The following is a 12,089-nucleotide window of genomic DNA, read 5'->3' as shown; positions in this document are numbered from 1 at the left end:
AACGACGGGATAGAACATGCGGATGGCAAGAATCTGTTCGTATGCTGCACGCGCAGTGCTGGCGGCCGGTGTGGCGGCGTTGGTCGCCTGTGGTGGCGGTGGCAGCTCGGCCCCGCCGCCGCCCGCGCCGCTCGCTCCCTCGATCGCCCAGCAGCCTGCCAGCCAGTCGGTCGCGGCCGGCGGCAGCGCCACCTTCAGCGTGAGCGCGAGCGGCGACGCACCGCTGTCCTACCAGTGGCAGCGCAACGGCGTCGACGTCGCCGGTGCCGGCAGTTCCACCTATACGCTTGGCAGTGCGCTGCTGCCGGACCAGGGCGCCGGCTTTGCCGCCAAGGTGAGCAACGGCGTGGGCACGGTTATCAGCAGCACGGCGACGCTGTCGGTGCAGCCTGCGGGAACGCTGACGCTGGTCGCGGGCACGGTGACCTTGGCCCTGCCCACGCCGGCATTCCTGGACGGACCCGCTGCGTCCGCCCGTTTCGCGGGCGTCACCGGGCTGGCGGTGGACGGGGCCGGCAACATCTTCGCCACCGACAGCTACAACCAGGTGGTGCGCCGGATCTCCACCGACGGCATGGTGAGCACCTTCGCCGGGACGCCAGGTGTCAGCGATCCCACCGGCGCCGCCGGATTCAACCTGCCGGCGGGGCTGGCGATCGACGGCGCCGGCACGCTGTACGTGGCCAATGGTTTTCCGCCGGTCTTCGGACTGCAATGGCAGGAAGTGCGCGCGATTTCGGCCCAGGGCGTGGTGACTCCATTCGTGCAGCGCAGGGTCTTTGTGGCCAGCCTGGCGGTCGACACGGCAGGCAACGTGTACGTCGACGGCGCGCGGATCACGCCGGCCGGTCAGGCCAGCGGGATCGACACGTCCGCGGCAGGACAGGCCTGGTTCTACGGCCATGCCGTCGGCGCCGACGGCAGCTACTATTTCGCGTCCAACAACAGCATCTGGAAGAACCCGGCTGGCTCCGGCTCCGTGCTGCTGGCGGGCGCCTCGACCGCCGGGACGGCCGACGGACCGGCGCAGCAGGCACGCTTCACATTCTCGGGAACCGGCATTCCCATTCCGCAGTTCCAGTTGCCGATGGTGGCCGACAGCGCGGGCAACCTCTACCTGTGCGACGACAACAATCTGCGGCGGGTGGCCAGGGACGGCACCGTCACCACGCTCACCGGCCGCCCGGGCATGCTGGCGGGCGTGGGGGTCAACGGCCTGGAAAACCAACCCTTTACGGGCGCCGTGCTGGCGGACCGGCCGAGCTGCACCGCGCTGGCGTTGCGCGGCGACAAGACGCTCTACATCGGGCGCGGCGGCGCGGTGCTCAAGCTGCAGTTGCCGTAGCCGTCACTTCCTCGGTGGTGGCGCGCCGCAGCTCGCGCCGCTCGCCGAAGTCGAACCAGCGGCCGCGGTGCACGGTGGCCGTGTTGTCCCACATCACCAGGTCGCCGACCTGCCACTGGTGGCGGTAGACGAATTCGCGCTGGGTCGCGTGTTCCAGCAGGTCCATGATCAGCATCCGGCCTTCGGCGGTGGTCATGCCCTCCACCTCGCAGGCGTGGATGCCGACGAACAGGATCTTGCGGCCGCTGCGCGGGTCGGTCTGCACCAGCGGCCACAGCGCCGGCGCGATCGCCTGCTTCTGTTCCTCGGTGTAGTTGGTGTCGCCCAGCATGAAGCGCGAGTGCAGCGCGTAGTGCACCGCCTTCAGGCCGGCGATCTGGTCCTTCAGCCACTGCGGCAGCGCGTCGTAGGCCATGCGCAGGTCGGCGAACTCGGTGTCGCCGCCGAATTGCGGCACCACCACGGCCGACAGCATCGAGTACTTGGCGCGCGGGTGCTGGAACGAGCTGTCGCTGTGCCACAGCTGGTTGGCGACGTTGCCGACGATCTTGGCGTGGGTGCGGTCCGCCACTTCGCCGTCGGCCTTGACGTTGGAGATGTCGGCGAGCTCGGCGTACTGGAAGCGGTGCGGGCCGCCCTTGAGCTTGCGCAGCCCCAGGTCCAGCGGCCCCAGCGATCGGGCGAAGGCAATCTGCTGGTCCTGCGTCAGCGGCATGTTGCGGAACACCAGCACCGCGTGCTGGTCCATCGCATCTTCGATCGCCTTGACGCCGGCGGCGTCCAGCGGCTTGGAGATGTCCAGCCCGCTGGCTTCGGCCGCGAACGGGTGCAGGGGCTTGAGGGTGAGTGCAGTCATGGCTGTGCCTTCTCGGGTGCGTTGGTCATTCGAGCTTGATGCCCGAGGTCTTGATGACGCGGGCCCACTTGTCGATCTCGGTGCGGATCGACGCGTTGTACTGTTCCGAGGTCGAGCCCACCGGCTCCATGCCGAGCGCCGCCATGCGGGTGCTCACCTCGTGCGAGCGCACTGCGGCGGCGATGTCGGCGCTGATCTTGCGCAGCAGCGCCGGCGGCAGGCCGGCCGGCGCGACCACGCCGATGAAGCTCATCGCGCTGAAGCCGGGCACCGTGTCCTGGATCAGCGGGATCTCGGGATTGGCGGCGGCGCGCGCCGGGCTGGACAGCGCGATCACCTTCATGCGGCCGTCCTTGACGAAAGGCATGGAAGAAAACAGCACGTCGAACAGCAGCGGCACCCGCCCGCCCACCACGTCCAGCTGCGCCGGTGCGCTGCCCTTGTAGGGCACGTGGACCATCTTGATGCCGGCCATGTGGCTGAGCATCTCGCCGGCCAGGTGGGTGCCGGTGCCGGCGCCGGGCGTGGCGTAACTGAGCTTGCCGGGATTGGCCTTGGCGTAGGCGATCAGCTCCGGCATGGTGTTGAAGGGCGCCGCCGGATAGGCAAACAGCCCGAAGTGGGCCTGCGCCACCTGCGACACGCCGACCAGGTCCTTGAGCGTGTCGTAGGGCATGTTGGGCATCAGGCTGGGATTGATGGTGAAGGCGCTGATCGCCATTCCCAGCGTGTAGCCGTCGGCCGGCGCCTTCGCCACCGCGTTCATGCCCACCGTGGTGCCCGCGCCGGCCTTGTAGTCGACCAGCACCGTCTGCTTCCAGGTCTCCTGCAGTTGCTGCGCCAGCAGGCGGGCGATGGTGTCGGTCGGGCCGCCGGCCGTGAACGGCACGATGATCTTCACCGGCCGGGTCGGCCAGGCCTCGGTGGGCGCCTGCGCCGAGGCCAGCAGCGGAAGCGAGGCGAGGGCGGCCAGTGCGAGGCGGCGGGTCGGTGCGTTCGTCATGGTGATTGTCATTCCGTCATTTGTCGTTCGTCATCACGCGGGGCGGGGCCCGGCGATGGTGGTGCGCGTCATGTAGCGGGCCCGGCCGACGTAGTCGGGGATGGCCTTGTGCATCGCGGCGCGGTTGTCCCAGACCAGCACCTGGTCCCTGGCCCAGCGCACCCGGCAGCTCAGTTCGAAGCGCGAGCAATGGTCGTACAGGAACTGCAGCAGCGGCCTGCTCTCCGCTTCCGTCATGCCGTCGACGCGCTGCACATAGACCTGGTTCAGGTACAGGAAGCGGCGGCCGGACACGGGATGGGTGCAGACCAGCGGATGGACCATCTCGCGGTCGCCCGCGGCGATGTCCAGGTCGGTCCTGGCGCTGGCCGAGGAAAACTTGCGGTTCTGCGCGTGATAGGCCGACCCGTAGATGCGGGTGGCGCTGTGCACGGCGGACAGGCCGTCGAGCACCGAGCGCAGCTTGGGCGACAGCGCCTCGTAGGCGGCGACCATGTTCAGGAAGCCGGTGTCGCCGCCGAACTCCGGCACCGTCACCGCGCGCATGACGACCGCCAGCGGCGGGCACTCGTAGTAGGTGCTGTCGGCATGCCAGTTCTCGCCGACCACGCGGCCGGTGTCGTCGGCGTCGCGCCGGATGATCTGCAGCTCGTCGAAACCTTCCACGCTGTGCAGCTGCGGCAGGCGCATCAGCGCGCCGAAGCGGCGGCTGAAGGCCATGTGCTGCTCGTGCGTGATCGGCTGGCCGGGGAAGTAGACCACCAGGTAGTCGGCGAAGGCCTGCCGCACCTCGTCCCAGGTCTCATCGGGCAGGGGCTGCGACAGGTCGACGCCGCGGATCTCGGCGCCGATGGTCCCGTTGAGCGGCCGCACCTCGATGCGGCGGAACTTGCCCGGGTTGTCGAACTGCGCCAGCATGGTCCTCAGTCCGCGGTTGCGCCGGAGGCCTTCACGACCTTGGCCCACTTCGGGATCTCGGCGCGGATGAAGGCGTCGAACTGTTCCGGCGTGTCGCCCACCGGCGTCAGGCCGATGTCGGCCATCCGCTTGCGGGTCTCTTCGGAATGGATCACCTTGTTCATGTCGGCGCTGATCCGGTTGATCACGTCGCGCGGCGTGGCGCTGGCGACCACCGCGCCGAACACGCTCTCCACGCTGAAGCCCGGCAGGGTCTCGGCGAAGGTCGGCACGTTCGGTGCGATCGGCGAGCGCTTCGGGCTCATGATCGCGATCGGCTTGAGCAGGCCCGCCTTGATGTGCGGCAGCGAGGAGAACAGCGGGTCGACCAGCAGGTCGACCCGGCCCGAGATCACGTCCGGATAGGCGCCGCCCGAGCCCTTGTAGGGCGCGTGCAGCATGTCGATGTCGGCCGTGGTCTTGAGCAGTTCGGCGCCCAGGTGCATCGAGCTGCCGCTGCCGGGCGAGGCATAGGTCAGCTTGCCCGGCCGCTCCTTGGCCAGCGCGATCAGTTCCTTGAGGTTGTTGGCCGGCACCTTGTTGGAGGCGGTCAGCACGATCGGCGAGGTCGCCAGCAGCGAGACGCCCGCCAGGTCCTTGAGCGTGTCGAACGGCATGTTCTTGCGCAGGCTGGGATTGATCACGTGCGAGGTGACGACCAGGCCGATGGTGTGGCCGTCCGGCGCCGCCTTGGCCACGAAGTCGGTGCCGATCACGGTGCCGGCACCGGCCTTGTAGACCACCAGCACCGGCTGCTTCCACAGCTCCGACAGCTGCCTTTCGAGCAGCCGCGCCAGGATGTCGACGGCGCCTCCCGGCGCGTTCGGCACGATGATGGTGACAGGCTTGGAGGGGAACGGCGCCTGCGCATGTGCAGCCAGCGGCAGCACCGCGCACGCGGCGATCGCAAGCAGGCGTTTGAGGTACTTCATGGTCTCTCTCCTCAGAAGCTGTGGCGGATGCCGACCTCGAGGCCGGTGGTCTTCTCGCCGGGCAGGGGCGCGCGGCCGCCGCTGAGCGCGTAGGCCGCCTGGCCCCGGTTGCTCATGCTGGCATAGGTGCCGTACAGAGCGGTGCGCTTGGACAGGTCGTGGACGTAGCCGATGCCCCACTGGCGCACGTCGTTGCTGCTGCGGGCGCTGCCGTTGGCGTTGGTCAGGGCGGCGGCGCTGCGGTCGTCCAGCACGGCGTAGCTCAGGCGGATGCGGCCGGCCGGGCCGACCGGAATGTGGGCGCCGACCTCCATCGTGTCCTTGCGCAGGTCGCCGGTGGACAGCTTGACCTTCACCGTGTTGTACAGGGCGAAGAATTTCGCAAAGCCCGCGTTGTAGGTGCCGCCGACGTTGGCGTGGGTGTAGTCGCCGATGGTCGCCGAAGCCGTGTTCCTGGTGCGCGTCATGGCGACGGCGACGTCGAACGGGCCGGCGGCGTAACCCAGGCGGAAGCCCGCGAGGTTGCCGTCGTGCGCATTGGCGGCGTTGCTGCTGTTCTCGCCGGCCGCGACCATCACCAGGCCGTAGACACCGCCCAGGTTGGCCGGCAGCCAGTAGCTGACCGAGTTGCTGGCGGTGATGGCGCTGGGCAGGGGAGCCGTGGTGACGCCGGCGAAGGTGAGGTTGCCGGCGCGCGCGACGCCGTTGGCGTTGAACGGGTCGAAGTAGATGCTGTTCCAGTGGGTCGGGATGAAGTCGTGGCCCATCCGCAGTTCGCCCAGCGACTTGGTGCCCAGGCTGACGTAGGACTGGCGGTCGAACTTGAAGCCGACCGTGCCGGCCGTTCCGGCGACGGCGCCGCTGGGCTGGTTGTTCAGGTTCGAGTTGCGGCCTTCACCGGTGTCCGGGTTGATGCTGCCTTCCAGCCAGAAGCCGGCGTAGAGGCCGCCGCCGAGGTCCTCGGTCCCGCGAAAGACCAGCCGGCTGGTGGACAGGCCACCGTTGCCGACCATGGTCGCCTTGCCGACGCTGCCGGAGTCGAAGCGCTGGACGTTGACATCGACGATGCCGGACAGCGTGACGCTGGATTGGGCCATGGCACCGCCACATGCCAGCGCGATGGCCGACAACACGAACACATTCTTCATTGACTCTGTCTCCTCGGGTTGATAAAGCTTTACTGGCCGGTGCGAACGAGCACCGCGCCTTCGGACAAGGGGCCGACATTGCGGCGGTACTGCTGCAGCCAGCCGACGTTATGGGCCGGCGCCGGCGGCTGCCAGGCGGCGCGCCGCTGCTGCCACTGGTCGTCGGTCAGCGCCGCGTCGATGCGGCGGGTGTCCAGGTCGATGGTGATCGAGTCGCCGTCCTGCACCAGGGCCAGCGGACCGCCGGTGGCGGCTTCGGGCGACAGTTCGGCCACCACCAGGCCCTTGCAGACCAGGCCGGAGAGATGGCCGTCGGTCAGGATCGCGATCTTGTCGCCCAGGCCGGCGCCGTCCACGGCGAACACCACGCGCGAGGCGCCGCCGCCCATCGCCGGTCCGCCGCGCACGCCGGCGCCGCGCATCACCAGCACGTGGCCGGGCTTGATCGTGCCGTTCTTGAGCGCCGCGATGGCGTCTTCGCTGGTCCAGAAGCAGATCGCCGGGCCGGTGAAGCTGCGCTGCTTGCGCTCCACGATGCCGGTCTTGGTCAGGCCCGACTCGGGCGCCAGGTTGCCGCGCAGCAGCACGATGGCGGGATTCGGCGCGACCGGGCGCGAGATCGGCCGGATCACGTCGGCGTTGGCGACCGCCACGCCGCGCAGGTTGTCGGCGACGGTCTTGCCGGTGACGGTGAGCATGCCGGTGTCCAGCAGCGATTCCAGCTGCTTCATCAGGGCGCGCGCCGCGCCGGCTGCCTCGAAGGCTTCGATGGTGTGCTCGCCGATCGGCCGGATGCCGGCCAGCACCGGCGTCGCCGGGCCCAGCGTCTCGAACAGGCCGTAGACGTCGACGTCGACCTCGCCCTCGGTGGCGACGGCCTGCAGGTGCTTGACGCAGTTGAGCGACCCGCCGACCGCCAGGATGCAGCGCACCGCGTTGGCGAAGGCGCCGGGCTTGAGGATCTCGCGCGGCTTGAGGTCGTCCCACACCATCTGCACGATGCGCGCGCCGGCGGCACGCACGTCGTCCATCATCTTGGGGCTCAGCGCCGCCACCGGCGCGCTGCCCGGCAGGGCCATGCCCAGCGCTTCGCAGACGATGTGCATCGAATTGGCCGTGCCCAGGCCCGAGCAGACGCCCGGGCTGCGGATCGCCTCGCGGCTCATGCCGACCAGTTCCTCCACCGGCATGTTGCCGGTGACGGCGTGCATGGCGCTGACGAACACGTCCTCGATGTCCACGTGCTTGCCGCGGAACTCGCCGCTGGCCTGGTAGCCGCAGGGCACCATCAGCGTCGGGATGTTCAGGCGGGCGGCCGCCATCAGCTGGCCGGGCACGGTCTTGTCGCAGGAGGTCAGGCAGATCATGCCGTCCAGCTGCGCGCCTTCCACGGCCACTTCGATGTCGTTGGTCACCAGGTCGCGCGCGCCCAGCATGTAGGCGCCGCGGGCGCCGGCGCCGGTGATGAAGTCGCTGGGGGCCGCGGTGCGGATCTCGAACGGCACCGCTCCTGCCGCGCGGATCGCTTCCTTCAAGACCTTGGCCACGCCGTCCAGGTGGCTGAAGCAGGCCGCCAGCTCCGACGAGCTGTTGACAATGGCGATCTTGGGCTTCTCGCAGTCCGCTTCCGGAATGCCCAGCGCCTGCCAGTGCGCGTTGCGCACCGACCAGAGATAGGAGCCGCGGGGGAAATTGCTGCGCAGTTGCCGCTTCATGACGGGGCCCGGTCTTTCTTCTTGGTGATTTCGACGATGCCGCGGTCGGCGTCCACCTTGACCCAGTCGCCGGTCTCGATGCAGGTCAGCGGGTCGCGGTCGAATTCGGTCATCGACGGCGCATGGGTCACCACGGCGCCGAGCGCCATCTTGGTGGTCATCTCGTTGAACAGGAAGGCCGCCGGCGCCGCGCCCGACAGGCGCGCCATGTGGAAGGTGGCGGACCAGCCCGAGGAGCCCTTGGCGCCCGGGAACACCAGCACCTTGCCGGCGAAGCTCTGGCCGCGCAGCTCGTGCCGGGTCTCGATGATGGTGCCGGTGCGCGGGTCCACGCCGCCCCAGCCGGAGATGCGGTCGTTGGTCACCATGGCCTCGCCCTCGGCCACTCCCGGCACGACCTTGCGTCCGTGCAGCGTGATCACTTGTTCTCTTGCATTCATGCGTAGCCTCCGTTCCAGCGGCCGGTGCAGGCGGCATCGATGCATTGCGCGGTGCTGCCGAACCAGGCGTCCACGCCCAGGATGGCGGGCAGGTAGTGGGCCTGCTTGGCGGAGTCCAGCGCCACGGTCTTCGTCCCCTTGGGCACGGCGCGGCTCATCGCGGAACAGCTGTCCGACATGATGATGCCGCCGGCCTTCTCGATGATCTCGGTGTAGCCGTTGCGGTCGGCCAGCGACTTGATGGCGCGCGGCGTGAAGATCCACAGCTCGCAGTTCGGGTGCACCTTGCGGCCCTCGATCAGCTGCGCCGCCTCCCAGATCTGCTCGATGGTGTAGTGCGGACAGCCCAGCATCACGTACTGGATCTCGGCGTCCTTGCCGGTGGCGTTGATCTTCTCGTAGGTGGCGCGGCGCTCGGCCTCGCCGTAGCGGAACACTTCGACGGGCTTGTTGCCCCCGAGCGCCTGCTCCAGCGTCAGCGCCTCCGGCGTGACGCCGACGATGTGGTACATCTCCACGCCGCCCGACGACGACGCGGCGGCGCCGAAATGCTTCAGCCGCGGCAGGTTGGGCACCTTCCTGATGCCGTGCCGGCTGTTGACGACGGGCACGCGCTCCTGCACCAGGTCGCCCATGAAGTAGCCGAGCAGGCCCCAGTCCTGCACCGACTCCACCTCGATGTCCAGCTCGATGATGTGGCTGGCGCGGCGCGGCTCGTCGCGGTGGTAGCCCCAGTCCGGGATGCGGCCGGTCAGCATCGCGGCGCCGCAGCTCTCGCGGCCCTCGGTGTTGGTGCGGCCGCCCAGCACCGAGTTGCAATAGACGACGGCCGACGATTCCATCCACGCGCAGTGCTCGCCGCGGGTCGGGATGTTGCCCACCTGGTAGGGCGTGCAGGTGTTCATGATCTGCGCGCCCAGGCCGGCGGCATGCTTCTCGCTCTTGTTGTAGAACGTGACCGTCTCTTCCGACAGCCCGAATTTCTCCGGCTGGTTCGGATCGAACCCGAGCTGAAGGTGGCTGGTGAAGGTCTTGAACTTCGGGATCTTCACCACCTGCTGGCTGTCCAGGCTGAACTCGGAGAACACCGCGTCCATGCCGCCGCCCTTGAGCGCGATGTCGCGCTGGAAGGGAGTGGTCGCCGTGATGGTGGCGCAGACGTTGTGCGTCTCCACCAGGCGTTCGGCGCCCAGCGCCTCGCCGTAGCGCACCAGCAGGTCCATCGCCTTGGCGGTGGCCTCGCCTTCGTCGCCGTCGCGCATTGCTTTTTCGTGGTCGGTCAGTTGCATCTCGGGTCCTTGTCTCAGGCGGTGGCCTGCTGCGCGCGCGTGGCCGGCACGTGGCCGCCGATGTCGTGCGCGATGTCGCGTGCGATCGCCATCAGCCGCGGCGCGAACTCCTCGCGCAGCCGCTGCTCGGTGAACATGAAGGCGGCGCCGCCGCAGTTCAGCGCCATGATCTCGTCGCCGGGGCCGACCAGCGGCACCGACACCGAGTTGATCTCGTGGTGGAACTCGCCCAGCGACAGGCAGTAGCCCAGGCGCTGCGCCTCGTCGATGGCGCGCTGCATGCCGGGGCCGACCCGGTCCCATTCCGGCCCGCGCATCAGCCGCAGCGAGTCGACCAGCTGGGCGCGCTTGCCGTCGTCGAGCGCCGCCAGGTAGGCGCGCCCCAGCGCCGACGTGGGCAGCGGCGCGCGCGAGCCGACGTCCAGCCGCGGCGACAGGATCGAGGAGTTGGGGCGGCAGGCCTCGATCAGCACCATCTCCATGCCGTCGCGCACCGCCAGGTAGACCGAGCAGCCCAGGTCCTCGGCCATCGCCATCATCTTGGGCCGGGCCACGGCGCGCACGTCCAGGCTGACCAGGAACACCCGCGCCAGCGAGATCACGGCCGGGCCGAGCGTGAAGCGGTCCGACGATGCCGCCGGCTTGAGCATGCCGGTGGCGGCGAGCGTCGCCACCAGGCGGTTGACCGTGGGGCGCGGGATGCCGGTCATCTTGGCGATGTCGGCGTAGCCCAGCACCGGCTTGTCCTGGCTGAAGCAGCGCAGCACCGAGATGCCGCGCTCCAGCGCGCTCACCGTGTCCGAGCGCGCCTCGGCCGCTTCGGCCGCGGGTTCAGGCTGCGACGCTTGCATGGACTGCTTGCGTGGCGGCGGCCGCCGGTGCGCCCGGCCGCAGGTAGACGCCCTGCGCCAGCAAGGCTGCCTGCAGTTGCGCGATGTCAACGTCGCGTGCATCGATGCCGCCCTGCGCCGCCAGGGCCGCCGCGACGCCGGCGGCCTGGCCGGTGATCCAGCATTGCGGGATCTCGCGCATGAAGCCGTGCGAGTTGCGGTCGCAGGAGATGTGGCGCCCGCAGGCCAGCAGGCCGTCGAGCTGCTCCGGCACCAGCGCGCCGTAGGGAATGGAGATGTTGGGGAACTTGGGCGACACGGCCGGCGACACGCCGATCTCGTCCGGCAGCGGCAGGCCGACCGGCCACTGGCTGCGCAGCACCGCGCCGACGCCGGTCAGGCGCCGCGCATGGCGCACGCCGATCTGCGGCGCGCTCAGCATCAGGAAGGCGTCCTCGAAGCCGGGCGCATGCGCCTTGAAGAAATCCAGGTGGGCGGCCATCGCGCGGTGCGAGCGCACTTCCACCGCGGTGAGGTCGTCGACGTCCAGCGCCGAATAGCCCGATTGCCGCGGCCCCATGAACAGCGCCACGTCGTTGCGCCAGGAGACGAAAGGCCGCTCGAACAGGCCGCATTCCTCGCGGCCCCTGGCCATGAAGGCGCTGAACTGCTCGGGCTGGCCGGCCTTGAAGGCGATCCACCTGGTCATGTCGACGCCGCCGAACAGCCAGGAGGTGTTCATGCAATGGTGCACGTCCGCCTCCTCGATGTCGTTGACGAAGGCGGCGCCGGCGCGGGCGAACAGGTCGCCGTCGCCGGTGGCATCCACCACCACGTCGGCCATGATGGCCATGCGGCCTTCCTTGCTCTCGAACACCACGCCCTTGACCTTGCCGCCTTCGACGATCGGGACCGCGGCCCAGGAGTGGTAGATCAGCTTGACCTTGCGCTCCAGCACGATTTCCTGCGACAGCAGCTTGAGGCGTTCCGGATCGATGGTGGGCGACCAGGTGACGACGCCGTGGTAAGCGGCGGTGCGCTGCGACCAGTGCGCCGCCTTGGCCGGATCCTGCGAGCCCCAGTCTTCGCGCACCGGGCCGGCGATCGCGTCCTGCGGCAGGCGGTCGAACAGTTCTTCGGCGAAGCCGCGGATCACCAGCTTGCCTTCCCAGTCGGTCATGCGGTCGATCCAGATCACCAGCCCGCCCGTCGATAGACCGCCCAGGTGGTTGTAGCGCTCCAGCAGCGCGACGTCGGCGCCCTGCTTCGCGGCGGCGGCAGCGGCGGCGGTGCCCGAAGGACCGCCGCCCACCACCAGCACCTGGCAGCGGTGGTAGATGGGGATCTCGCGGCCGGGCTCGGCCCACTGGCCGTGGTCGGGCCGCTGCACCTTGTTGTCGCGGTCGAAGATGTCGGACGACAGGATGCGCTCGTCGGTACGCTGGACGGTTTTCATGCTCGGCTTCTTGGTGGCTGGCGAGGGTCGTATTTTGGACGAGTTGTCCATAAAGTCAATAAATAGCCCTGAAACTAGGGTAAACCCGATCTCAGAAGGAGTAATTCTGATCCGATAG

11 protein-coding genes are annotated in these 12,089 nt (G+C 69.1%); 1 reads left to right on the top strand and 10 read right to left on the bottom strand.

All coding sequences use genetic code 11. The features are described from left to right. Positions 1-22 precede the first annotated feature (22 nt). Complete coding sequence (locus ACFPOE_RS00195; protein WP_376847976.1) at positions 23-1,345, top strand: hypothetical protein; 1,323 nt, start codon at positions 23-25, stop codon at positions 1,343-1,345. On the opposite strand, the gene ACFPOE_RS00190 is transcribed toward ACFPOE_RS00195, so the two are convergent. Genes ACFPOE_RS00190 through ACFPOE_RS00145 form a run of 10 tightly spaced genes read right to left on the bottom strand, consistent with a single transcriptional unit; the run spans position 1,326 to position 11,971 of the window. Then, positions 1,326-2,201: a TauD/TfdA dioxygenase family protein gene (locus tag ACFPOE_RS00190; RefSeq protein WP_376847975.1), complete on the bottom strand. Its 876-nt coding sequence runs from the start codon at positions 2,199-2,201 to the stop codon at positions 1,326-1,328. The genes ACFPOE_RS00195 and ACFPOE_RS00190 overlap by 20 nt on opposite strands. 25 nt (positions 2,202-2,226) lie before the next feature. Further along, positions 2,227-3,204 (bottom strand): tripartite tricarboxylate transporter substrate binding protein, encoded by a 978-nt coding sequence (locus ACFPOE_RS00185; RefSeq protein WP_376847974.1) that lies wholly within the window; start codon positions 3,202-3,204, stop codon positions 2,227-2,229. A gap of 33 nt (positions 3,205-3,237) precedes the next feature. Then, positions 3,238-4,122: a TauD/TfdA dioxygenase family protein gene (locus tag ACFPOE_RS00180; protein WP_376847973.1), complete on the bottom strand. Its 885-nt coding sequence runs from the start codon at positions 4,120-4,122 to the stop codon at positions 3,238-3,240. A 5-nt stretch (positions 4,123-4,127) separates the two neighbouring features. Continuing rightward, positions 4,128-5,093: a Bug family tripartite tricarboxylate transporter substrate binding protein gene (locus ACFPOE_RS00175; RefSeq protein ID WP_376847972.1), complete on the bottom strand. Its 966-nt coding sequence runs from the start codon at positions 5,091-5,093 to the stop codon at positions 4,128-4,130. Between the two features lie 11 nt (positions 5,094-5,104). Continuing rightward, positions 5,105-6,241, bottom strand: a complete 1,137-nt coding sequence (locus ACFPOE_RS00170; protein WP_376847971.1) for a porin — start codon at positions 6,239-6,241, stop codon at positions 5,105-5,107. A gap of 29 nt (positions 6,242-6,270) precedes the next feature. Continuing rightward, the gene (gene ilvD, locus ACFPOE_RS00165) at positions 6,271-7,956 is read right to left on the bottom strand and encodes a dihydroxy-acid dehydratase (protein WP_376847970.1); all 1,686 of its coding nucleotides are present in this window, start codon (positions 7,954-7,956) and stop codon (positions 6,271-6,273) included. Further along, positions 7,953-8,396, bottom strand: a complete 444-nt coding sequence (locus tag ACFPOE_RS00160) for an aconitase X swivel domain-containing protein (RefSeq protein ID WP_376847969.1) — start codon at positions 8,394-8,396, stop codon at positions 7,953-7,955. The genes ilvD and ACFPOE_RS00160 overlap by 4 nt, the downstream gene beginning before the upstream one ends. After that, complete coding sequence (locus ACFPOE_RS00155; RefSeq protein ID WP_376847968.1) at positions 8,393-9,685, bottom strand: aconitase X; 1,293 nt, start codon at positions 9,683-9,685, stop codon at positions 8,393-8,395. Before ACFPOE_RS00155 ends, ACFPOE_RS00160 begins: the two co-directional genes overlap by 4 nt. A 14-nt stretch (positions 9,686-9,699) precedes the next feature. Continuing rightward, the gene (locus ACFPOE_RS00150; RefSeq protein ID WP_376847967.1) at positions 9,700-10,536 is read right to left on the bottom strand and encodes an IclR family transcriptional regulator; all 837 of its coding nucleotides are present in this window, start codon (positions 10,534-10,536) and stop codon (positions 9,700-9,702) included. Beyond that, a complete protein-coding gene (locus tag ACFPOE_RS00145; protein WP_376847966.1) occupies positions 10,517-11,971 on the bottom strand; it encodes an FAD-dependent oxidoreductase in 1,455 nt (484 codons plus the stop codon). Before ACFPOE_RS00145 ends, ACFPOE_RS00150 begins: the two co-directional genes overlap by 20 nt. Positions 11,972-12,089 lie beyond the last annotated feature (118 nt).

The sequence above is a fragment of the Caenimonas terrae genome (genome assembly GCF_042655405.1).
In the GTDB taxonomy this organism is placed as follows: Bacteria; Pseudomonadota; Gammaproteobacteria; order Burkholderiales; family Burkholderiaceae_C; genus Ramlibacter; species Ramlibacter terrae_A.
Note: the sequence above shows the minus strand (reverse complement) of the source record. Positions and strands in the feature narration are given on the sequence as shown.

Bases quoted from the DNA above. Each gene is read 5' to 3' on its own strand.
- ACFPOE_RS00195 (WP_376847976.1), top strand. From the start codon at position 23: ATGGCAAGAATCTGTTCGTATGCTGCACGCGCAGTGCTGGCGGCCGGT.
- ACFPOE_RS00190 (WP_376847975.1), bottom strand. From the start codon at position 2,201: ATGACTGCACTCACCCTCAAGCCCCTGCACCCGTTCGCGGCCGAAGCC.
- ACFPOE_RS00185 (WP_376847974.1), bottom strand. From the start codon at position 3,204: ATGACGAACGCACCGACCCGCCGCCTCGCACTGGCCGCCCTCGCCTCG.
- ACFPOE_RS00180 (WP_376847973.1), bottom strand. From the start codon at position 4,122: ATGCTGGCGCAGTTCGACAACCCGGGCAAGTTCCGCCGCATCGAGGTG.
- ACFPOE_RS00175 (WP_376847972.1), bottom strand. From the start codon at position 5,093: ATGAAGTACCTCAAACGCCTGCTTGCGATCGCCGCGTGCGCGGTGCTG.
- ACFPOE_RS00170 (WP_376847971.1), bottom strand. From the start codon at position 6,241: ATGAAGAATGTGTTCGTGTTGTCGGCCATCGCGCTGGCATGTGGCGGT.
- ilvD (WP_376847970.1), bottom strand. From the start codon at position 7,956: ATGAAGCGGCAACTGCGCAGCAATTTCCCCCGCGGCTCCTATCTCTGG.
- ACFPOE_RS00160 (WP_376847969.1), bottom strand. From the start codon at position 8,396: ATGAATGCAAGAGAACAAGTGATCACGCTGCACGGACGCAAGGTCGTG.
- ACFPOE_RS00155 (WP_376847968.1), bottom strand. From the start codon at position 9,685: ATGCAACTGACCGACCACGAAAAAGCAATGCGCGACGGCGACGAAGGC.
- ACFPOE_RS00150 (WP_376847967.1), bottom strand. From the start codon at position 10,536: ATGCAAGCGTCGCAGCCTGAACCCGCGGCCGAAGCGGCCGAGGCGCGC.
- ACFPOE_RS00145 (WP_376847966.1), bottom strand. From the start codon at position 11,971: ATGAAAACCGTCCAGCGTACCGACGAGCGCATCCTGTCGTCCGACATC.